Genomic DNA, 21,694 nt, shown 5'->3' with positions numbered 1-21,694 from the left:
GCGGTGCGCCGAGGGTCGTGGATCGGCCCCCGGCGCTGTGGGCGGGCGTCAGTAGCGGATGCCCTGCAGGTCCTTCTCCTCGAGGAAGGAGACGTTGGACTTGTCGATCAGGCCGAGGCCGCCGGAGTTGATGTTGGCGGGGGAGAGGCCGAAGTCGATCGACAGAATGCCCTGCATGACCGACTGGTACCCCTGCACGTAGCCCTGCTGATCGGCGGTCGCGAGGATCTTGCCGTCCTTGATGCCCTGGATCACCTGCGGGGACGTGTCGAAACCGACGACCGGGACGGAGATGCCCGCAGCCTCCATGGCGGCGACGACGTTCCGGTGCGGCGTGCCGCCGAGCGGGACGATCGCCTTGACGTCGGGGTTCGCGGTCAGCCACGACGTCATGGAGTTGAGGGCTTCCTCGTCGGCGCCGGACGTGCGGAGGTACTCACCCTTGGCGCCGACCTCGTCGAGGGCCTTCTGGACGCCGCCGCCTCGCTTGATCGCGTAGTCCTGTTCCGGTTCTTCAGCCGGGAACATGACCTTGTCGCCCTCCTTGAGGTCGACTTCCTTCAGGAGGCGTTCGCCGACGAGCGTGCCGACTTCGGTGAAGTCCTGGCCGACGAAGCCGGACACGCAGTCCTTCGCGCTGTCAGGAGCGGGCACGTTGTAGGCGATGACGGTGATACCGGCGTCGTGGGCGTCACAGGCCACTTTCGACCATTTCTCACCCTCGTTGAACGGCATGAAGATGAGCGAGGGCTTGGTCGCGATCGCCGTGCCGACGAGGTCGACCATCTTGTCCGGGTCGCCTTCCGCGGTCTGGTGGGTGAGATTCAGGTGACCGAGCTCGGCGGCGTCCTCGCCGCCCTTCAGGATCTGCGCCCAGAACGGGTCGCTCGCCGGGTTGTAGTAGGTGAAGAAGTAGGCGTCGCGGTTGTCCGCGCGCGATCCGAAACCGGAGGCGAGCCCGGCGTCTGAGCTGCTGCCGGCGCTCGGGGTCGCCGTGCAACCGGCCAGGGCGAGTGCAGCGACGCCGACGAGGGCGATCGTGCCGAGGAGCGAGCGTCGTGCTGAGGTGTTCACTTCGTTGTGTCCTTTCGAGGGGTGGGCCTCGGGCGGCCCGTGCATCATTGCAGGGCTCAAGCTAGTGAAGAACTGACAAGAGGGCAATAGAAAGTCAGGACATATTTACTTATTGGTGACAGAGGCCCGGTGAGCCGCTAAGGTAAGAATGTCCTTACAAAGTTTTGCCGAACAGGAGACTTCTATGCCGCTCGTCAGGATCGACCTCACCGCCGGCCGTGATGCCGCGAACGTCCGAGAGATCGCAGACGCCATCCACGAGGCGATCGTGTCCGTGTACGGGATTCCGCCCCGTGATCGCTTCCAGATCGTGACCGAACATCTGGCCGGTCAGATCATCGCCGAGGATGCGGGGCTCGGTTTCGAGCGCTCCGGCGGCGTCGTCATGATCCAGATCTTCACCCAGCGCGGTCGAAGCGACGAGACCAAGCAGGCGCTCTACGCGGCTGTAGCCGGGCATCTCTCCGAGGTCGGCGTCGACGGCGCGGACGTCTTCATCGGCTACGTCGAGAACGGGCCGCAAGACTGGTCCTTCGGCTTCGGTCGCGCACAGTACCTGAGCGGCGAGCTCGCCGTTCCGGCGCGCTGAGGTCGCGCGATCCGGTCGTTACCGGTCGACGAGGGTGACCTCGAAGGAGTACAGGTCGGGTCGGTAGACGTGCTGGCCGAACTCGACCGCCCGACCGGAGTTGTCGAAGGCGGTCCGCGACATCGTCAGGAGAGCGCCGCCCTTCCGGACGTCGAGCATCTCACTCTCCGCCCCCGTCGCCTCCCTCGCGCCGATCCGCTGCTTGGCCACGCGCATCGTGACGCCGCGTGCTCGGAGGAGTTGATAGAGACCGTGGTGCTCGAGGGCTCCGAGGTCGAGGTCGGTGAGGTCCTCGGGGAGGAAGTTCTCGAGGATCGCCAGCGGGACACCGTCCGCCCGGCGCAGCCGTTTGATGTGGACGATCGGGCTACCGGCCGACACGCCGAGGGCGTCCGCGACCTTCTCGTCCGCCGTTGTGACCTCGGCCGAGAGGATGTCGGTCTCCGGTTTCTGGCCCGTACGCTCGAGATCCTCGAACAAGCTCGTGAGTTCGACGTTCCGCGTGACCTTGCCGTGGACGACCTGTGTGCCGATGCCGCGGCGACGAACGAGGAGGCCCTTGTCCACGAGTTCCTGAATGGCTCGACGGATCGTGGGGCGGGAGAGTCCGAGGCGATTGCCCAGCGCGACCTCGTTCTCGAGACGCGATCCCGCCGGCAACGTCTCATCGTGGATTGCTTGCTCGAGCCGGGTCGCGATCTGGTAGTAGAGCGGGACCGGACCCGAGCGGTCGAGGTCGAGGAAGAGTTCGACGGGGAGCGTCTGCTCGAGCTGTGCCATGAGGCTCCTTCAGGGTGGAGTGAAAACTTGTCCTGACAATATCAGGGCTTTCCAAATGGTGGGTATGTCAGGTCGCAGTGAGTTGGTTCGCAGATTGTCAGGACATACTGTCAAAAATTGGATAGGCTCGACGTACTGCGTCGCCGCAGCTCCGGCGATCGCCCACTCGACTTCCGGAGGCATTTCGATGACCGACACACTCACCACAGCCGACACCCTTCCGCTCGCCGTTGCAGCCGCCTCGACGCCGACAAGTCTGTGGAACGACTCCGCGGACCCTGACGAACTCGCCAGGTCGATCGCGTTCGGTGCGGTCGGCGCGACCTGCAACCCGGTCATCGCGCTCGCCGTGATCTCCCAGAACCTCGACGTGTGGGCGCCGCGGATCGCTGAACTTGCTGTCGAGTTCCCGACGGCAGGGGAGGCCGAGCTCGGCTGGAAGGTGGTCGAGGAGCTGTCGATCCAGGCCGCCGTGCTCCTCGAGCCGGCGTTCCGGGAAAGCAACGGCCGCAACGGTCGGCTGTCGATCCAGACCGATCCACGCCTGCACCGAGACGCTGACGCGCTCGTCGAGCAGGCCGTTCGATTCTCGGCGCTGGCCGAGAACATCATCGTGAAGATCCCCGCGACCGCGGTCGGTATCCGCGCGATCGAGGAAGCGACCTATCGAGGCGTCAGCATCAACGCGACGGTCTCGTTCACGGTGGCGCAGGCCGTCGCGGTCGCCGAGGCGATCGAGCGCGGTCTCGATCGACGGGCCGCTGAGGGACTGCCGGACTGGGAGTTCGGCTCCGTCGTCACCATCATGGGCGGGCGCCTCGACGACTGGCTGAAGGCGTCCGTCGCGAAGGACCGCATCCTCATCGATCCCGGCTACCTCGAGTGGGCGGGCGTGGCCGCGTTGAAGGAGGCGCACAGGATCTTCACCGAACGCGGCTACCGGTCGAGGATCCTCTCCGCCGCCTTCCGTAACCACCTGCAGTGGTCCGAGCTGGTCGGCGGTGACCTTGTCATCTCTCCGCCGTTCGACTGGCAGCTGCGCATCAACGAGAACCTGATCCCCGTGGACCCGCACCGCATCGATGTGCCGGTCGCGCAACACATCGTGGATGCGCTCCTGGAACGCGTCCCCGAATTCCGGCGGGCATACCTGGTGGATGGCATGTCCATTGATGAGTTCGACGATTTCGGCGCCACACGCCGGACGTTGCGTCAGTTCCTCGAAGCCGATGCCAAGCTCGACGCGCTGGTGCGGGACATCCTCCTGCCGGTGATCTGAGGCCGAACCGTGAGTGTCGGGTCGAGTGGCTCTGCAGCGCGGGCGGAGCAGGCGCAGGGGATCACCTTCCATTCGCGTCGCTGGGTCCGTCCGGAGGATCTCAATGCACACGGGAGTCTGTTCGGCGGCAGTCTGCTGCGCTGGATCGACGAGGAGGCGGCTATCTACGCGATCCTGCAGCTCGGGAACCCGCGGGCGGTGACGAAGTACATCTCCGAGATCGATTTCGTCTCCTCTGCGCTCCAGGGGGACCTCATCGAGATGGGGCTCCGCGCGACCGCCTTCGGCCGGACCTCGCTCACGATGCGGGCAGAGGTGCGAAACATGGTCTCCCGACGGAGCATCCTCACGATCGAACGGATCGTGTTCGTGAGTCTCGACGAGGATGGGCACCCGGTACCGCATGGGTACACCGCGACGACTTACGACCGTGATCGGCTTCCCGCATCACCGGCGTCCCGGTAAGAGCCTTCGTCACAGCACCAAGGCTGGCGGGGCCGTCGTCGCTCGGAACGTGAGCGAGACCGGCGCCGCCAACCTGGCTCTCCTTCGGATCGCGATGACGGAGCAGGTGTGGCATAACCTTGCCGCCGCGATGCCGACTCGCGAGTACTGGATCGGCGACTGAGCCAGTGCAGCCCGAAAGCGTCGCCGTGGTTCGAATGTTTGGAAGCGGGCGTCAGAACCGGAGGATCGTCCGGATCGCTGCCACAGCACCCGCACGAGCCCACTCGGTGAACTCGAACGGGAGGACCTCCAACCGCGCTGGTGCGTCGTTCGGAAGTCGAATCGCTTCGATCGTCCGACGCACCTCAGTGCCCGCGATTTCCAGGACGGCGAGACCATCGCCGGTCAGGACGACCCGTTCCGGATCGAGTCCGTTGATGATCGTCCCGATGATGACGCCCAGGGCTCGGCCGGCTGATTCGAACGCCCGCAGTGCGGTCGCGTCACCCGCGCGGGCGAGCGAGACTGCTCCCGCATAGTCGACGCCCTCGCGGCCCACCGCTCTCACGATGGACTCGCTCGTGAGATAGACGCTTGCGCAACCGTGATGCCCGAGCCCGCAGGTCGAGCCGGTGGAATCGACGATCAGGTGGTCGAAGCGACCGGCACGTCCGCTGTGGCCGGTGACGACGCGGCCGTCGACGATCAGGCCGAATCCGATGCCGGCGCCGATCGTGATGAGGGCCAGTGAGTCCGATCCTGCGCCCGCGCCGAACCAGTGCTGCGAGGCGGTCAGTGCGTGGACGTCGTTGTCGGCCGTCACCGGGATGCCCAACCGCTGGCCGAGCAGCTCGGCGAGCGGCACGTCCCGCCACTTGAGGAAGTAGGAGGCGAGGACGATCTGACGGCCGTCGATCCGGGCGAGGTCTCCGGCGAGGCAGATTCCGGCGGCGCGGATGTCGTCGAACTCCACGGCGAATCGGTCGTACAGCCGGCCGATCTGGTCCACGGTGTCGGAGACGGACGTGGACACCAATGGTTCCTCCGCGCTCGCGACGATCTGCGCACTGAGATCCGTCACGACCGCGAACACGGCATCGCCGGTCAGCTTCACCCCGAGGAAATGGTGAGCGTCGCCACGGACGACGAGCATCTCACTCGGCCGACCCATGGCGCCGCGCAGGGCTGTCTCGCCTTCCGTGACCATCGCCTGCTCCATAAGCACCCGGGTCGCGCGGGTCAGGCTCGCTCGGGACACGTCGAGGCGTCGCGCGATCTCGGCGCGGGGGAGCGGGCCGTGGATGAGGAGTTCGCGGAGGGCGCCGCGTTCGGCGTCCGCAAGGTGCGGCCACCGGTGTGGAGCGTTCGTGGACAGACGAGTCTCCGTCACGCGTGGGGTCCTCTCGCCATCGGGTCTCGCCGGCATCGGCGTCGGCATCGGGAGCCTACCGCTTCCGTCATCGTGATCGACTTTGTCACGTTAAGTAATAAAGTAGCAGATGACATCCGTCAGCAGGCCCGACACGCAAGGACGCTCATGGCTTACCTCCCGCTTCATTCCGATTGGACCCTCACCGCTCTCGCCGGACCGGTGCCGAACGCGGTCCGTGACGTGACCGTCGCCGCGTCGGTCCCCGGTTGCGTGCACCTTGATCTCCACGCCCACGGACTCATCGCCGACCCGTTCGACGGGGACAACGAGGCGGCCCAGCAGTGGATCGGGAGCACGGTTTGGCGCTATGAGACGACCTTCCACTGGAGTGCCGACCAGGCGGAGCGTCACGATCTGGTGGCGCTCGGCCTCGACACCGTCGCCTCGATCGAGTTGAACGGCAGGCTCATTGCGGAGACCGAGAATCAGCATCGGAGCTACCGTTTCGACGTCGGTCCGCACCTTCGCACGGGCGAGAACCGACTGACGATCACCTTCGCGGCTCCTGTCGACGAGGCGGAGGCGAGATCCGCGGCGCACGGAGCCAGGCCGCATGTGAACCATCATCCCTACAACGCGCTGCGGAAGGCCGCATCGAACTTCGGCTGGGACTGGGGGATCGACGTCGCGACCAGCGGTATCTGGCGACCGATCGGCATCGAGAGCTGGTCGGGAGTCCGGATCGACTCCGTCCGCCCGCTCGTCGACCTGGCGGACCATGAAGACGGCCTGGCTGGCGTCCTGGATGCGCGCATCAGCTTGGACTGGGCCACGCCGTCCCGCGCGGATTCCGAGCGTGTACGACTCCGGGTCGCCGTCGGTGGGGTCGAGGACACCGTGTCCGTCGAGCCGGGCGTCGCCGAGGTGCGGGTCACCCTCGCCGTTCCGGATGTGGACGTCTGGTGGCCGAGGGGTCACGGTGGACAGCCCCTCTACGACGTCGAGGTCGACGTCGTCGGCGAGGAGTGGGCGGGCGCATCGACGGCGCACTGGCACTCGCGCATCGGCTTCCGGACGGTGCGGATCGACACGGTGCCGGACGACCACGGTTCGCCGTTCGACATCGTCGTCAACGGCGAGCCGATCCAGATCCGTGGCGCGAACTGGATCCCGGACCACGCCTTCGTCACGGAGATCGACCGCGACCGATACCGACGCCGCGTCGCCGACGCGGTGGAGGCGAACATGAACCTCCTGCGCGTCTGGGGTGGCGGGATCTACGAGTCCGACGACTTCTACGACGCCTGCGATGAGGCGGGCGTCCTCGTCTGGCAGGACTTCCTGTTCGCGTGTGCTGCGTATGCCGAGGAGGAGTGGCTCGCGGCCGAAGTCGAGGCGGAGGCGCGCGAGGCGATCACCAGACTCAGCCCCCACCCGTCCCTCGTGGTCTGGAACGGCAACAACGAGAACATCTGGGGATACGTCGAGTGGGGGTGGCGGACCGAGCTCCAGGGACGCACCTGGGGGAACGGGTACTATCGCGAACTCCTCCCCGCCCTCATCGCCGAGCTCGACCCGACTCGTCCCTATTCGCCTGCGAGCCCGTACTCCTTCGAGGAGTACCTGCATCCGAACGACGCCGCGAACGGCACCATGCACATCTGGGACGTGTGGAACCGACTCGACTACGCCGAGTTCCGCCGGCACCAGCCGCGATTCGCCTCGGAGTTCGGGTTCCAAGGGCCACCCGCGTGGTCGACGCTCGTCGGGGTCGTCCACGATGAATCGCTCGACCCCTACGGGCCTCAGATGCTGGTGCATCAGAAAGCGGAGGACGGCAACCTGAAACTCGAACGCGGCCTGCGCGGACATCTGCCCGAGCCCCGCACGATCGAGGAATGGCACTGGGCCACCCAGCTCAACCAAGCGGCGGCGATCCGGTTCGGAATCGAGCACTTCCGTTCGCTCGCACCCCTGAACACCGGCGTCATCGTCTGGCAACTGAACGACAATTGGCCAGTCGTCTCCTGGGCAGCCATCGACTTCGCCGAACATCGCAAACCGCTCTGGTTCGCGCTCCGGGCGGTCTACGAGCCACGTCTCGCGACGTTCCAGCCCGCCGAGGGAGGTCTGGAACTCGTGGTGCTGAACGACACCGCCGACGCGTGGACGGGGGAGGTGCTCCTCCACCGGAGGACGTTCGACGGGACCGTCCGGGCCACCGCGGCCGTGCAGGCGTCGGTCGCAGCGCGTGGGTCGGCACGGGTGATCGTCCCGGCCGGTGTCGAAGCGGTGGTGGACAGGCGCACCGAGGTCATCACCGCGTCCCTCGCGGGATTCGCGACCGCGATCCACAATCCCTCGGAGGTCGTCGATCAAGCACTCGACGCTGACCCGGTGTCGACCGAGGTGGTCGTGGACGTCGACGATCCGGGTCGTTACCTCGTGACCGTCACCGCGAGGAGCTTCGTCAGGGACATCACGCTCCTGGTCGACCGCGTCGACGCTTCGGCCCGCGTCGATCGAGGCATGGTGACACTGCTCCCGGGCGAACAGGCGATCTTCCGTGTGACGGCGCGCGCTGGTCTCGAGCCGTCGGCGTTCGTCGCCGAGGAGGTCCTGCGTCACGCGAACGGCCTGCACGCCGGACGCTGAGGCCGACGCCGGCGCCACGTCGGGACCCGTCCTGCCGGACGGGTCCCGACGTCGGCTTCAGGCCCGTGTGACGTGGAGGACGAGCGCCTGTGCCGGCCACAGTGGGGGGATCTGCAGGCCGATCGAGTCCAGGACCGAGCCGGGCAGTGTCACGTCTCCGGCGGTGATCCACTCCGGGGTGGCGAATCCATGGCTCGTCCGTCCGATCTCGTCGCGGACCCGGATCCGGTAGTCGGCCGTCGTGTCGAGTCCATGGAGTCTGATGCGTTCGGGCAGGGAGTCCTCCAGCGTGGCGATGCTGGCGATGGTGTAGACGGCTTCCGAGCGGTCCTCGGACACCGCTCCGACGACGCGGAGCGCGGGATCGCGGACATCCGCGTGGACGGCGGTGCCGGTGTGGATCACGTGTCGCAGCTCCTTGTAGAGCGCGGCCCAGCGGGTGATCACGACGCGTTCCTCGGGGGTGCACTCCGCGATGTTCCATTCGAACCCCGCCGATCCCATCAGGCTGGTCGCGAGGCGGAACGACAGCGCCGTGGTCCTTCCCGACGAGTGCGCCGTGGTCGGACCGACGTGACCTCCGACGAGTTCCGGCGCCAGGAGCAGCTGCGTCCAGCGCTGGATGTCCTGTCGTTCGACCGGATCGTTCGAATCACTCGCCCAGACGCGGTCTGCGACGCTCAGGATGCCGAGGTCGCTGCGCGCGCCGCCGGAGGAGCAGGACTCGATCTCGAGACCGGGGTGCAGCGCTTTGAGCTCGGCCATCAGGCGGTACAGGGCGCGCGTCTGTTGATGCGTACCCGGTCGCCCGTCGTGCGTCGCCTCGACGAGATCGCGGTTGTGGTCCCACTTGATGAAGTCGATGCCCAGCTCGCCGACCAGACGGTGCAGGCGGTCAAGGATGTACGCGTAGGCGTCCTCGCGGGCGATGTCGAGGACGAACTGGCTGCGCCACGAGATCCCCTCGGGTGTCGGGAAGTGATCCGGTGCGTGGAGCAACCATTCCGGATGTGCCCGCGCCAGGTCGGAGTCGAGGTTGATCATCTCGGGTTCGAACCACAGGCCGAACTCCATCCCAAGCTCGTGCACCCGAGCTGCGAGGGGGCCGAGACCGTCCGGCCAGACGTCGCGGTCGACGAACCAGTCGCCGAGACCGCGGGTGTCGTCCCGGCGGCCGAGGAACCAGCCGTCGTCGAGGACGAAGCGTTCCACGCCGACGTCCGCAGCGATCGCCGCGAGCTCGTGGAGGAAGGCCGGGTCGTGGTGGAAGTAGACCGCCTCCCAGGTGTTGAGGACGAGTGGTCGGGGAGCGCGCGGATGACTGGGACGTGCCCGCTCGAATCGGTGGAAACGCTGCGAGAGTCCGTCCAGGCCGGCATCGGACCAGCCGAAGTAGGTGGTCGGCGTCGTGTAGCTTGTGCCCGGAGCGAGTTCGATCTCTCCGGCACGGAGCAGTTCGCCCGCACCGATGAGGTCGACTGCTTCGGCGAGACGGTCGTTGCGGTAGGTGCAGTCGGCGCTCCAACCGAGGTGGACCGCCCACAGTTCGCCGAGCCGGTCCCGGGGAGCGTCGACCGAGGCGATGGAGATGTTCGGTGCGTCGTGGCCACCGCGACCGCGTCGGGTCTGCCGCACGGTGGAGCCGCGCGGCATTCGACTCGTGCTGGGCACCTTCTCCCGCGTCCAACGCCCGGCGAAGGTGGTCAGGTGGTCGACGGACTTGGGGACCGGCAGGGTGGCTTCCAACCAGTCCACGGTCAGGGTGCTCGACGCTCGGGCGTCCGCGTGTGTCCGTTCGAGGGAGTGGGTGAGCGTGACCACGCCTCCCGCCTCGATGGCGATGGTGGAGGTCAGCTTTAGAGCGTTCGTCGGGTCGTGTGCGATCGTCGTGAGCGTGGTCCCGTCGGCGGCCGCGACGGGCTCGACGTTCGACCAGCGGGGGTACAGCGGCACGCCGTCGCGTCTCAGCTGGACACCTGGTCGACCGGCCCAGGCGTCGCCTTCACCCGGCAGGATCGAAGCCTGCCATGAGGCGTCCACCGTTTCCTCGCCGGATCGTCGGCTGAGCGCTGTGGCGAGGTCGAGCATCGCCGCAGGTGAGAGGTCGCCGACGTCCGCTCCCCAGTGCAGGACGGTCGGCAAGGTCGCGCGGCTGTGCGCGCCTGCATCGTGACCGCCGGTGTCGATGACGAGGGAGACGCCGTCTCGCCGGAGGACGACGGGGTGCGCGGAGCTGGGTCGAGTTTCGGCGTCATCGCCGTGAAGCTGCGTGTCCAGGAGGTCTGTCATGAGGCCCTTTCGGTGCGGCGTCGGATCGGGACGAGTTCGCCCGAAGTGCTTGACGCACATAATTTACCTAAGTAACAATGGACGTGTCGGGTGGAAATATCCACCCCCACCACGAAGTCGGCGTCGACTGCATCCCGCGGTCAACGCCCTGGGAAAGGATCAACGATGTTCCTCAGTACCACGGGCTCCCGGCCCCGTCGCCGCACCTGGGTCGTGGGTGCCGTCGCGGCCGCCGCGGCAGCACTCCTCCTCTCCGGCTGCTCTCCGTCGAGCGGATCGAGCGGTTCGGCCTCAGCGTCCGACACGCTCGTCGCCTACACCGGCCAGTCGGGCGACTACCAGATCAACTTCAACCCGTACTCGCCCTCGCAGATCGGCGGCATCGGCACCATCTACGAGTCGCTCTTCTTCGTGACCAACGTCAACACGGACCCGTACAAGCCGCTCCTCGGCACCGAGTACACGTGGAACGACGACGGCACGCAGTTGTCGGTCACCGTCCGCGACGGCGCGACCTGGTCCGACGGTAAGCCGTTCACCGCGAAGGACGTCGCCTTCACCTTCGACCTCCTGCTGAAGACCCCGTCGATCAACACCGGTGGCTTCGACGGGACCGTGGAGGCGACCGATGACACGCACGTCGTGTTCACCTGGGACCACCCGGCCTTCGTGAGCGGACCGACGCTCCTCGGACGCACCCCGATCGTTCCGGAGCACATCTGGAAGGACACCGACCCGACGACCGACGTCATGGAGAAGCCGGTCGGCACCGGTCCGTACACCCTCGGCAACTTCAAAGCCCAAGCCTTCACGCTGGTCGCGAACCCGAAGTACTGGGACGGCGAGCCGGCCGTGAAGGCGGTCCGCTACCTCTCGCTCTCTGGCAACACCGCGGGCGCCGACGCGCTCGCGGCAGGGTCGATCGACTGGCAGACCGGCCCGGTGCCGGACATCGAGAACGTGTCCACGACCTACCCCGGGTACGAGGCCATCACGATCCCGCAGAACCAGATGGCGCTGCTCACCTGCTCGAGTACCGCGCTCGGCTGCGCCGGCCCGCAGACCGACCCGGCTGTCCGGCAGGCGATCTACTCAGCACTGAACCGCGACCAGATGAACTCGCTCGCCTTCCAGAACACCGCGAGCGACATCTCACCGACCTTCGCGCTGACCACCACCCAGCAGGACCTGATCTCCCCGGCGATCGCCGAGCCCGTCGCGCCGAACACCCCCGACACGGCGAAGGCCGCCGGTCTGCTGGAGGGCGCGGGCTGGTCGAAGGGCTCCGACGGCATCTACGAGAAGGACGGCACGAAGCTGTCGCTCACCGTCGAGGTCGTCACCGGTTGGACCGACTACATCACCGCCATCGACACCATGTCGCAGCAGCTGAAGGCGGCCGGCATCGAGCTCAAGGTGGCGCAGTCCTCGTGGAACGAGTGGACGGACAAGAAGGGCAAGGGCAACTACCAGCTCGCGATCGACTCCCTCGGTCAGGGTGCCGCTTCCGACCCGTACTACCTGTACGACAAGTACTTCAACTCCGCGTTCACGGCACCCGTCGGTGAGATCGCGCCGCAGAACATCGCCCGCTTCAGCGACCCAGAGGTCGACGCCGCGCTGGCCGTCCTGAAGGCGACCAACCCGAGCGACACCGCGGCACGTCAAGCGCAGTTCGACATCATCCAGGCGAAGATCGTCGCGGACATGCCGTACATCCCGATCATGACCGGAGGGACGACCAGCGAGTTCCACAGTGAGAAGTTCACCGGCTGGCCGACGCTCGACAACCTGTACGCCTTCCCCGCGATCTGGGCATCTCCGGACAACGCGGAGATCTTCAAGGCACTGAAGCCGACGGGGAAGTGACGATGATCGCCGCTGAGCAGGAGCAGGAGCACAAGCAGGAAACGCGGCACGGGGGAGGGACGTCGTGAACTACTTCGTCCGCAAGCTGGGGTTCTACCTCGTCGCCCTCTGGGCTGCCCTGACCCTCAACTTCCTGATCCCGAGACTGTTGCCCGGCAACCCGGTCGACATCCTGCTGGCCAAGCTGCAGCAACGGGGTGGCATCGTCACCCCGGACACGCGCAAGGCCTACGAGCTCCTGCTCGGCGGCGACTCCTCCGATCCGCTGCCCCTCCAGTACTGGAACTACCTCGTCAACGTCTTCCGCGGTGACCTGGGGGTGTCGGTGAGCTACTTCCCGACGCCGGTCACCGAGGTGATCAGCACCTCACTCCCGTGGACGATCGTGCTGGTCGGCATCTCGACCGTCCTCGCGACGATCATCGGCGTCTCCCTCGGCGCGATCGTGGGGTGGAAGCCTGGCACCTGGCTCGACTCCCTCGTGCCGGCGACCACGCTGCTCGCGGCGGTGCCGTACTTCTGGCTGGCCCTGATCCTCGTCTACGTGTTCGCGACGACGCTCAAGCTCTTCCCCTCCCAGGGCGGCTACGACGTCGTCCTCGATCCGGGCTTCTCCTGGGAGTTCATCGCCTCGGCCGTGCAGTACGGGTTCCTTCCCGCACTGACGATCGTCATCGCGTCGCTCGGCGGTTGGCTGCTCGGCATGCGCAACATGATGGTCTCGACGCTGTCCGAGGATTACATCCTCACGGCCCAGGCGAAGGGGCTCAGCCAGGGGCGCATCCTCCGCAACTACGCGGCGCGGAACGCGGTCCTGCCGTCGGTCGCCGGTTTCGCGATCTCACTCGGGTTCGTCGTGTCCGGGTCGATCGTGACCGAGCAGGTGTTCTCGTATCCGGGCATCGGGTCGAAGCTCCTCTCGGCGGTCACCAACAACGACTACGCGCTGATGCAAGGCATCTTCCTGTACATCACGCTCGCCGTCCTCGGGGCCAACCTCATCGTCGACCTCTTCTACGGGCTCATCGACCCGCGCACCCGGGTGAGCGTCTGATGCCCGGGCGCACGATGTGTGTCCCACTCCTGGCGCAGCCGATCGTTCTGGAAGGACTCAGCCGATGACGAACCTCGCTCCTCGCACCGAACCCAACGTGCCCGACGCGACACGGGCCCTCGCGACCGCCGCCGCCGAGCGAGGGAAGAAACCGCGATCGGCCTGGCGGATGATGCTGCCGACCATGACGCCGTGGCTCGCCGTCGGTCTCATCCTCGTCGGCGGCATTGCGCTCTTCGGACTCGTCGGGCCCTTGCTCGTCGGCGACCCGACGACCATCCGCGACGACGGTCTGCAGCCGCCGAGTGCCGAGCACCTCCTGGGCACGACGCAGACCGGGCAGGACGTCTTCGCCCAGCTGGCGTACGCGACAGCCGGCTCGCTGCAGATCGGGCTCATCGTCGGAGTGCTCGCGACGATCCTGTCCGCGTTCTTCGGCATCCTCGGCGCGTACATCGGCGGCTTCACCGATGAGGCGTTCTCACTGTTCTCGAACGTGTTCCTCGTGATCCCCGGGCTGCCGCTCGTGATCGTGATCTCCGGCTTCGTCCCACCGGAGCAGCGGGGTCTCTGGACGATCGCGGTCGTGCTCGCGATCACCGGGTGGGCCGCATCCAGTCGCGTCCTCCGAGCCCAGACGCTCTCCATCCGCAGTCGGGACTACGTCGCCGCCTCCCGGGTCGCCGGCGAGCGGGCAGGTCGCGTCATCGCGGTCGAGATCCTGCCGAACCTGCTGCCGGTGCTCGCGTCCCAGTTCGTGTTCGCCGTCATCGCGGCGATCCTCGGTGAAGCGGGCCTGTCATTCCTCGGGCTCGGTGCGTCGAACTCGTCGACACTCGGCACCATGTTGTTCTACGCGCAGAACGGGTTCGCCCTGCCGCTCGGTGCCTGGTGGTGGTTCGGTCCGCCCGGTCTCATCATCGCCCTGTTCGGCATGGGCCTGTCGCTCATCAACTTCTCCATCGACGAGATCATCAACCCCAAGCTGAAAAACGTCCGCTTGCACCGGAAGCGGGCCAAAACGGCCGCGCGGCTGGAGCGTGCGACGGCGAAGCGCGACAGCGCAAGCTCTGAATCCGACAGGAAGGCACGGGCATGACGCTCCTCGAAACGCCGTCGCGACGGTCGACCAGGCCGGCCGTGGTCACGATCGACGACCTCTCGGTCGTCTACGAGGTCGAACACCCGGTCACAGCGGTCAAGCACGCGACGCTGTCCCTCGCACCAGGGGAGATCCTCGGGCTCGCTGGAGAATCAGGCTGCGGGAAGACCACGCTCGCGTATGCGATCAACCGCCTGCACAAGCCGCCGGCGCGGATCTCCTCGGGGAGCATCACCTTCCACGACCGCGACGGCAGTGACGTCGACCTCCTCGCGCTCGAGGACGAGGAGCTACGGACGTTCCGCTGGACGAAGCTGTCGATGGTCTTCCAAGGGGCGATGAACGCCCTCAATCCGGTCACGAACGTGCGGGCGCAATTGTGCGACGTGCTGATCACGCACCGGCCTCAGCTGTCGAGGAAGGAGCGTGTCCAACGGGCGGGCGACGTCCTCGAGCGGGTCGGGGTCGACCGGTCCCGACTGAGCTCGTACCCGCACGAGCTGTCGGGCGGCATGCGCCAACGCGTGATGATCGCCATGGCGATGCTCCTCGAACCGCAGGTCATGATCATGGACGAGCCGACGACCGCACTCGACGTGGTCGTCCAGCGCGACATCCTGCGGGAGATCGTGCGATTGCGGGACGAACTCGACTTCGCGGTCATCTTCATCACGCACGATCTCCCGCTGCTCCTCGAGATCAGCGACCGCATCGCGATCATGCTCGAGGGCGAGATCGTCGAGCTGGGCACCGCGGATCAGATCTACCGCGAGCCCGAGCATCCATACACCCAGCGGCTGCTGCAATCGTTCCCGAGCCTCAGCGGCTCCCGCGGTGCCTTCATCCGGACCGGTGTCGACGAAGAACAGGAGGATGCGTCATGACGACGATCCGCGTCACAGACCTCACGAAGGACTTCACCATCAAGCAGGGGCTGAAGAGGACGGCGTTCCGAGCGGTCGACCGGGTGTCCTTCGACCTCGTCCCAGGACGCACCGTAGCGCTGGTGGGGGAGTCGGGGTCGGGGAAGTCGACCATCGCTCGGATGCTCGCGCGCCTGGAACGCCCGTCGTCCGGCCAGATCGAAGTGACCCTCGACGATGGTGCGACGGTGCCCCGTTCGCTCTACCGACGCCACGTGCAGATGGTGTTCCAGGACCCGTTCGCCTCGCTCAACCCCTTTCACACGATCGAGCACCACATCGCACGGCCCATCCGGATCCATCGCCGGGCCTCCGGGGCGGGAGCCGTGCACGAGCAGGTGCTGACGATGCTGGAACGCGTGAACCTGACTCCGGCCGAGGACATGGCGGCACGCCGCCCGCACGAGCTCTCGGGTGGACAGCGGCAGCGCGTGGCCATCGCCCGCGCGCTCGCTCCGGGCGCACAGGTGCTCATCGCCGACGAGCCGGTGTCGATGCTCGACGTGTCGATCCGCCTCGGGGTGCTGAACCTGATGGGTCGACTCCAGCGCGAGGACGACCTCGCGGTCCTCTACATCACGCACGACCTCGCGACCGCACGGCACTTCTCGGACGAGATCCTGGTGCTGTACCACGGACGGGTCGTCGAGCGGGGACCGGCGGACGACGTCATCCTCAACCCCCAGCACGACTACACGAAGCTGCTCGCGCTCGCGGCGCCCGACCCGGAGAAGGTCGGCAAGGTCGTGTCGAGCGAGGCGGCACCGGACCGGGCGTTGCTCGACAACTCCGTCTGCTACAACCACCACACCGCTTCCTGGGAATCCGCGGACCGGACGCCGGCGCGTGTCTGAGCGGCACGACGCGGGTGAGGAGCACCTGCTCCGGTGGGGGAACGAGGCGCTGGAACTGGCGTTCGCGTCGGGTCCTGACGAACCGGTCGCTCTCGTCGGCATCGGGTCGCGCGGCGGCGTCGACCGCGCCGTCCCGATCCTCGGGCAGGCGCTGCGGCAGCCGCTCGTGGAGGTGTCCGCGTTCGGCCACGGGCGGTTCCCCGGCAGCTTCCGACACGTCGACACGGTCATCGGAGCACGGCTGCGATATCGGTCCCACCGGCTCGAGGACGACCACACACTGCGGATCGAGCAGAGGGACGTGGACACCGGTCTCAGCGTCACGAGTGTCTTCGAGTTGCGGCCGGAAGTCAGCGCCTTCCGCACGTGGACGGAGGTCACCGCCGGAGAGCCGGTCGTCCTCGATTTCGTCTCCACGTTCGTCACCGGGGCCTTCCTCACCGCGGCCCCCGAGGTCGACGGTTTCGTCCTCGCCTCCGCGGCGAACGACTGGGTCGCTGAGAGCCGCTGGACGACGAAGCCTCTCCGGGACATCGGACTCGCCCGCATCGACCGCGATGTGCAGCACCAGCCGCCGCGCAGTCGCATCCACGTCGCGAACCGCGGGTCGTGGTCGAGTGGCGAGCAGGCGCCGACCGCGGTGCTCCTCGCGACCAACGGCGAATACGCGCTGGCGTGGCAGGTCGAGCACAACGGGCCCTGGGGATACGAGCTCGGCGAGACGCGTCACGGTGCCTATCTGCTGCTGACCGGCCCGACGGATCAGGACAACCAGTGGAGTGTCCGACTCGCATCAGGCGAGCAGTTCACCTCCGTGCCGGCATCGGTCGCCTTCGCCGACGGCGGCGTCGACGAGGTGCTCGGCGCGCTGACTGAGCAGCGCCGAGCGACGCGCCACCTGCGTGGGGCGGACCACACCCTCCCGATCGTGTTCAACGACTACATGAACACGCTCATGGGGGATCCGACCACGGAGACACTGCTGCCGCTCATCGATGCGGCGGCCAACGCCGGAGCAGACCTCTTCTGCATCGATGCCGGGTGGTATGCCGAGGGCCACTGGTGGGACACGGTCGGGGAGTGGCTGCCGGCCGCGAGCCGGTTCCCCGGCGGCATCGACGAGGTCATCGACCACATCCGCTCACGCGGGATGATCGCAGGACTCTGGTTGGAGCCCGAGGTAATCGGCGTCCGTTCGCCCCTCGCGCTCGCGACCTCGGGACGCGCACTCCCGGAATCGGCCTTCTTCTCCCGCGAGGGCATCCGCATCGCCGAGCACGGCCGACACCTGCTCGACCTGCGTGACCCGGCCGCCCGTGCGCACGTAGACGGTGTCATCGACCGCCTCGTCGCGGACCACGGCATCGGCTTCATCAAGATGGATTCCAACACCATGACCGGTCCGGGCACCGACGCGGGAGGACTGGCTCCCGGCGCAGGGCTCCTGGAGCACAACCGGGCGCTGCTCGATCTGCTCGACGACGTGCAGGAGCGTCACCCGTCACTGCTCTTCGAGAGCTGTGCCTCCGGCGCGATGCGAATGGACTCGGCGATGCTCTCCCGGCTGCACCTCCAGTCGACCTCCGATCAGCAGGACCCCGTCATGTACGCGACGATCGCAGCCGCCGCGCCCGCGTCGATGCTCCCCGAGCAGGCGGGGAACTGGGCCTACCCACTCACCGGATCCGGCCGGGAAGCGATGGTGTTCGCCCTCGTCAACGGGATCCTCGGCCGCATGTACCTCTCCGGATACCTCAACCGGATGGAGCCGGTCGAGGTCGAGTTGGTGCGCGAGGCGGTCGCCGCGCAGCAGCTCGTCCTCGCCGACATCGAGCAGTCGCTGCCGTTCTGGCCACTCGGGCTTCCTGCGTGGGATGACCCGTGGGTGGCGTTGGGACTCCGGAACGCCGACGGCGCGCGCCTCAGCCTGTGGCGTCGCCCCGGCGCCTCCGAGACCGTGGTGATCCCCGTGCCGCACTACCGCGGACGCGAGGTCGTCGTGGCCCCGTTCTTCCCCAGTGAGACCGACGGCTGGGCCTGGCGCTGGGATGCACCGTCCGGCGAGCTGACGGTCTCCGTCTCGACAGCGGCGCCCACCGCCCGCGTCCTCACCCTCACCCCCGAACCCGAAGCACCGACCACGACGAAGGATTCCCCGGCATGACCAGGAGCACCGAGACGACCGAGCCCAGCCGACCGATGACCGCGGCCTGGCCCACCGAGACGCTCTCGTTCGGTGGCGACTACAGTCCCGAGCAGTGGCCGTGGGAGACCGTCCTGGAGGACATGGTGTTGATGCGGGAGGCCGGCGTCAACCTCGTGACGCTCGGAGTGTTCTCCTGGGTCGTGCATGAACCGCGGGAGGGGGTGTTCGACTTCACCTGGCTCGACCGGATGCTCGATGTCCTGCACGAGAACGGGATCGCGGTGGACCTCGCGACGCCGACCGCTGCGGTGCCGATGTGGTTGCACCGTCTCCACCCGGAGATCCTGCCGCAGGACGAACACGGGCACCCGCTCGCGCCGGGAGGCCGCCTCGGTTTCTGCCCATCGTCACCGGTGTTCCGGCGGTTCGCCCTGCGCATCGTCGAGCGACTCGCCGCGCACGTCGCCGGTCACCCGGCGGTCCGGATGTGGCACGTCAGCAACGAGCTCGGCGGCGGGAACGCGCGCTGTCACTGCCCCGTGTCGAACGACCGCTTCCGCGAGTGGGTGGAGGCGAAGTACACCACCGTCGAAGCGCTCAACGCTGCCTGGGGAATGGCCTTCTGGGGGAACAGCTACTCATCGTTCGAAGAGGTCACGACACCGAGCGGGGCGACGGCGCACAACCCGGGCCAGCTGCTCGACTACGAACGGTTCTCCTCGGACGAACTCCTCGAGCAGTATCGCGCGGAACGGGCCGTCCTGCTGGAGCACACAGACCTGCCCATCACTACGAACTTCATGGTCGGGCTCGGTCCGGATGTCGTCGACTACACTCGCTGGGCGGTCGAGATGGACGTTGTCGCGAACGACCACTACACCTACGGTCCGGACCCGCTCCGGCACCAGGACCTCGCCTTCAGCGGCGACCGGATGCGGGGCATGTCCGGCGGTGGCCCGTGGATGCTCATGGAGCACGCGACCGGCGGGTCGAGTTGGCACTCGATCAACCAACCCAAGGAACCCGGAGAACTCGCGCGCCACGCCCTGGCGCACGTCGCGCGCGGCTCGGACAGCGTCATGTTTTTCCAGTGGCGTGCCTCCAAGTCCGGGACAGAACAGTTCCACTCCGCCATGCTGCCCCATGCCGGCCGTGACAGTCGGGCGTTCAGACGGGTGGTCTCGCTCGGTCAGGACGTCGCGGCGCTCGCGGAGGTGCGCGGAACCGTCGTCACCCGGGCCGACGTCGCGATCCTGCACGACAACGAGGCCGGCTGGGCGGTGCGGAGCGGACTCAAGCCCATCAACCGGATGGGTGCTTCCGAGACGGCTCGTGCCGTGCACAACGCCTTCCTCGAACGGGCCACCACGACGGACGTGGTCGCTCCGTGGACGGATCTCTCGTTTTACCGGATCGTGGTCGTCCCGGGGCTGTTCCTCGTCTCGGACGACAACGCGCGTGCCGTCGAAGCCTTCGTCGAGGCCGGAGGGACCGTGCTCGTCACCTGGTTCTCCGGGGTCGTGGATGAGGTGAACACCGTGCGCCCAGGTGGGTTCACGGGTGCGTTCCGGTCCTTACTGGGCGTCGTGGTGGAGGAGTTCGCTCCACTCGCGGAGGGGCAGACCGTCGGCCTCGACAACGGCTGGACCGCCGCCCGCTGGACCGAGGTCCTGCAAGCACCGTCCGCAGCGGAGGGAGTGGACGTCATCGCCAGCTACTCGGATGGCGCGGTCGCAGGACTCCCCGCCATCACTCGTCGACGCGTGGGTCGTGGGACGGCGTGGTACCTCTCCGCCGACCTGGATGCGTCGAGCCTGGGTGCACTGATCGACCAGCTCTTGGAGGAGACCCCGATCGAACCGGTCGCGAGCGTGTCGACGGGTGTCGAGGCGGTCCGCCGGTCGAGCGCCGACCGGTCCTACCTCTTCCTCGTCAACCATCGGGACGAGGAGGGCTGGGCCGAGGCGTCCGGTGTCGACCTGTTGACGGGTACAGCCCACGAGGGACGGGTGCCGCTCGCGCCGGGCGCGGTCGTCGTCCTGAGGGAGTAGTACGCAGTCGTGTTCGTTGACGAGGATCCTGTGGTTCGACTGATGCGGGGTGTGCTGGAGCGCGTCGGCGATGTCGTCCTTCGCGTCCCACGCGACACTCGCGATGCTGAGCATTCCGCTGCTTGCTGGTCGGGCCGGAGTAAGAGGAGTTCTATGCGGACGGTTCGGCGCTGCCCGCCACTACCTGCCAACGACCCTCGATGATCGACCAATAGCGGCGGTACATCATGCGAGCCTCGATGCGGTGGCCTCCATCGAATACGACGATGTCCACGAGCGACGATGTCCGGCCATGACCATCATGTTCCAGAGTTGACCGATGAAGCTCCGACAGCTTGTCGAATCGCGTCGCACCCGAGGCATGAGCATCGAGATCGGCTGCACGGCCAATCACTGACTCGCCCGGCAGCTCGAAGGCCAGGCCCTCGTATAGCAACTCGCGAAGATGGCTCACGTCGCCACCGCGCATGGCTTCGTGAAGAGCCTCCTGGGCTTGGTCGACGGAGCGCCCCTGATCGTCCCGTGTCGTCATGTGATGAGGCTAGCGTGCGGTTTCCGCGGACTGTGCCTGACCGAAAACGATCGTTTTCGGAGCACCGTGAACGTCGGGCGCTGAGGTGCGTCGTGTCGTCAGCACCGTCCCGCAGCAGCAACGCCACTTTGCGCGCAGTGGCGCGGATCGGCGCGCTCCTGGGCGACTACCCTTCCGCCGTTCAGGCCGTTCACAACCAGAGGCACCCCTGGAACGGGTTGCCCCACTGAGACATCCGATCGAGAGTCAACGGGTTCTCTTGCAACGCAGGCAACGCAACGCTCTCTGCGCAGGCCAGCGCAAGCTCAGGGTGGCTCTGCACGGGGACGCCACGGGGACGTATCCAACACTCCGCGTCCATATCCGAGCGTGGCGCGACGCGACCAAAAACCCTCGAGATCCGCATGATCTCGGCGATCTTCACCTGGTGGGCCCTGCCGGGATCGAACCGACGACATCCACGGTGTAAACGTGGCGCTCTACCAGCTGAGCTAAAGGCCCGCGTTCGGATGGGAATACCCGAAGCGACGCATTGAGTCTACCGGGAGTCGCCGTCGGGTTCAGAACGCTCGTCAACCCCTCCAGGACGCGCGACTTGAGTCGGCTCGCGCAGTATATGGGGCACGATTCGGAGTGCTCATAGCTCACACGGAGGTCGGCCCGCGCATCGGCACGCAA

The 21,694-nt window shown here is 67.1% G+C and carries 16 protein-coding genes and 1 tRNA gene; 11 read left to right on the top strand and 6 right to left on the bottom strand.

Translation table 11 applies throughout. The features are described 5' to 3' along the window. Positions 1-48: 48 nt before the first annotated feature. Positions 49-1,074, bottom strand: coding sequence for a substrate-binding domain-containing protein (locus ASF68_RS02460; RefSeq protein ID WP_056006357.1), 1,026 nt, complete (start codon positions 1,072-1,074; stop codon positions 49-51). 184 nt (positions 1,075-1,258) lie between these two features. On the opposite strand from ASF68_RS02460, the gene ASF68_RS02455 reads away from it, so the two are divergent. Continuing rightward, positions 1,259-1,663 carry a tautomerase family protein gene (locus ASF68_RS02455; RefSeq protein ID WP_056006353.1) on the top strand — a complete coding sequence of 135 codons (405 nt, stop codon included), beginning with the start codon at positions 1,259-1,261 and terminating at the stop codon, positions 1,661-1,663. A gap of 18 nt (positions 1,664-1,681) precedes the next feature. Here the strand turns inward: ASF68_RS02455 and ASF68_RS02450 are convergent, their stop codons facing one another. Then, a complete protein-coding gene (locus ASF68_RS02450; protein WP_056006350.1) occupies positions 1,682-2,443 on the bottom strand; it encodes a GntR family transcriptional regulator in 762 nt (253 codons plus the stop codon). Between ASF68_RS02450 and ASF68_RS02445 the strand changes: the two genes are divergently transcribed. Beyond that, positions 2,442-3,722 (top strand): transaldolase family protein, encoded by a 1,281-nt coding sequence (locus ASF68_RS02445; protein ID WP_369796408.1) that lies wholly within the window; start codon positions 2,442-2,444, stop codon positions 3,720-3,722. The genes ASF68_RS02450 and ASF68_RS02445 overlap by 2 nt on opposite strands. 9 nt (positions 3,723-3,731) lie before the next feature. After that, on the top strand, positions 3,732-4,187 hold the full coding sequence (locus ASF68_RS02440; RefSeq protein WP_082498450.1) for an acyl-CoA thioesterase: 456 nt from the start codon (positions 3,732-3,734) through the stop codon (positions 4,185-4,187). A gap of 214 nt (positions 4,188-4,401) precedes the next feature. On the opposite strand, the gene ASF68_RS02435 is transcribed toward ASF68_RS02440, so the two are convergent. Continuing rightward, on the bottom strand, positions 4,402-5,559 hold the full coding sequence (locus tag ASF68_RS02435; RefSeq protein WP_235526739.1) for an ROK family transcriptional regulator: 1,158 nt from the start codon (positions 5,557-5,559) through the stop codon (positions 4,402-4,404). A gap of 147 nt (positions 5,560-5,706) precedes the next feature. Here ASF68_RS02435 and ASF68_RS02430 point away from each other — a divergent pair, with 147 nt between their 5' ends. Continuing rightward, on the top strand, positions 5,707-8,196 hold the full coding sequence (locus ASF68_RS02430) for a glycoside hydrolase family 2 protein (protein WP_056006344.1): 2,490 nt from the start codon (positions 5,707-5,709) through the stop codon (positions 8,194-8,196). A 57-nt stretch (positions 8,197-8,253) separates the two neighbouring features. Here ASF68_RS02430 and ASF68_RS02425 read toward each other — a convergent pair whose 3' ends face one another. Then, entirely contained in the window at positions 8,254-10,485 is a 2,232-nt protein-coding gene (locus ASF68_RS02425; protein ID WP_082498449.1) for an alpha-galactosidase, read from the bottom strand. 165 nt (positions 10,486-10,650) lie between these two features. Between ASF68_RS02425 and ASF68_RS02420 the strand changes: the two genes are divergently transcribed. The 7 genes from ASF68_RS02420 (at position 10,651) to ASF68_RS02390 (ending at position 20,484) form a co-directional block, all read left to right on the top strand. Beyond that, positions 10,651-12,354, top strand: coding sequence for an ABC transporter substrate-binding protein (locus ASF68_RS02420; RefSeq protein WP_056006341.1), 1,704 nt, complete (start codon positions 10,651-10,653; stop codon positions 12,352-12,354). Positions 12,355-12,418: 64 nt separating this feature from the next. Further along, positions 12,419-13,408 (top strand): ABC transporter permease, encoded by a 990-nt coding sequence (locus ASF68_RS02415; RefSeq protein WP_056006338.1) that lies wholly within the window; start codon positions 12,419-12,421, stop codon positions 13,406-13,408. A gap of 64 nt (positions 13,409-13,472) precedes the next feature. Beyond that, positions 13,473-14,507: an ABC transporter permease gene (locus ASF68_RS18645; RefSeq protein ID WP_056006335.1), complete on the top strand. Its 1,035-nt coding sequence runs from the start codon at positions 13,473-13,475 to the stop codon at positions 14,505-14,507. Then, positions 14,504-15,394, top strand: a complete 891-nt coding sequence (locus ASF68_RS18640; protein WP_056006333.1) for an ABC transporter ATP-binding protein — start codon at positions 14,504-14,506, stop codon at positions 15,392-15,394. Before ASF68_RS18645 ends, ASF68_RS18640 begins: the two co-directional genes overlap by 4 nt. Further along, a complete protein-coding gene (locus ASF68_RS02400) occupies positions 15,391-16,287 on the top strand; it encodes an ABC transporter ATP-binding protein (protein ID WP_056006330.1) in 897 nt (298 codons plus the stop codon). Before ASF68_RS18640 ends, ASF68_RS02400 begins: the two co-directional genes overlap by 4 nt. Next, positions 16,280-18,451 carry a glycoside hydrolase family 36 protein gene (locus ASF68_RS02395; RefSeq protein WP_056006328.1) on the top strand — a complete coding sequence of 724 codons (2,172 nt, stop codon included), beginning with the start codon at positions 16,280-16,282 and terminating at the stop codon, positions 18,449-18,451. The genes ASF68_RS02400 and ASF68_RS02395 overlap by 8 nt, the downstream gene beginning before the upstream one ends. Continuing rightward, entirely contained in the window at positions 18,448-20,484 is a 2,037-nt protein-coding gene (locus ASF68_RS02390; RefSeq protein WP_082498448.1) for a beta-galactosidase, read from the top strand. The genes ASF68_RS02395 and ASF68_RS02390 overlap by 4 nt, the downstream gene beginning before the upstream one ends. 151 nt (positions 20,485-20,635) lie before the next feature. Here ASF68_RS02390 and ASF68_RS02385 read toward each other — a convergent pair whose 3' ends face one another. Continuing rightward, positions 20,636-21,016 carry a nuclear transport factor 2 family protein gene (locus ASF68_RS02385; protein ID WP_056006324.1) on the bottom strand — a complete coding sequence of 127 codons (381 nt, stop codon included), beginning with the start codon at positions 21,014-21,016 and terminating at the stop codon, positions 20,636-20,638. A 425-nt stretch (positions 21,017-21,441) separates the two neighbouring features. Continuing rightward, positions 21,442-21,517, bottom strand: a tRNA-Val gene (locus ASF68_RS02380). Positions 21,518-21,694: the final 177 nt, after the last annotated feature.

The organism is Plantibacter sp. Leaf314, assembly GCF_001423185.1.
GTDB lineage: Bacteria > Actinomycetota > Actinomycetes > Actinomycetales > Microbacteriaceae > Plantibacter.
Note: the sequence above shows the minus strand (reverse complement) of the source record. Positions and strands in the feature narration are given on the sequence as shown.

Coding starts and splice junctions, on each gene's coding strand:
- ASF68_RS02455 (WP_056006353.1), top strand. CDS start 1,259: ATGCCGCTCGTCAGGATCGACCTCACCGCCGGCCGTGATGCCGCGAAC.
- ASF68_RS02445 (WP_369796408.1), top strand. CDS start 2,442: ATGAGGCTCCTTCAGGGTGGAGTGAAAACTTGTCCTGACAATATCAGG.
- ASF68_RS02450 (WP_056006350.1), bottom strand. CDS start 2,443: ATGGCACAGCTCGAGCAGACGCTCCCCGTCGAACTCTTCCTCGACCTC.
- ASF68_RS02430 (WP_056006344.1), top strand. CDS start 5,707: ATGGCTTACCTCCCGCTTCATTCCGATTGGACCCTCACCGCTCTCGCC.
- ASF68_RS02425 (WP_082498449.1), bottom strand. CDS start 10,485: ATGACAGACCTCCTGGACACGCAGCTTCACGGCGATGACGCCGAAACT.
- ASF68_RS02420 (WP_056006341.1), top strand. CDS start 10,651: ATGTTCCTCAGTACCACGGGCTCCCGGCCCCGTCGCCGCACCTGGGTC.
- ASF68_RS18645 (WP_056006335.1), top strand. CDS start 13,473: ATGACGAACCTCGCTCCTCGCACCGAACCCAACGTGCCCGACGCGACA.
- ASF68_RS18640 (WP_056006333.1), top strand. CDS start 14,504: ATGACGCTCCTCGAAACGCCGTCGCGACGGTCGACCAGGCCGGCCGTG.
- ASF68_RS02400 (WP_056006330.1), top strand. CDS start 15,391: ATGACGACGATCCGCGTCACAGACCTCACGAAGGACTTCACCATCAAG.
- ASF68_RS02390 (WP_082498448.1), top strand. CDS start 18,448: ATGACCAGGAGCACCGAGACGACCGAGCCCAGCCGACCGATGACCGCG.
- ASF68_RS02385 (WP_056006324.1), bottom strand. CDS start 21,016: ATGACGACACGGGACGATCAGGGGCGCTCCGTCGACCAAGCCCAGGAG.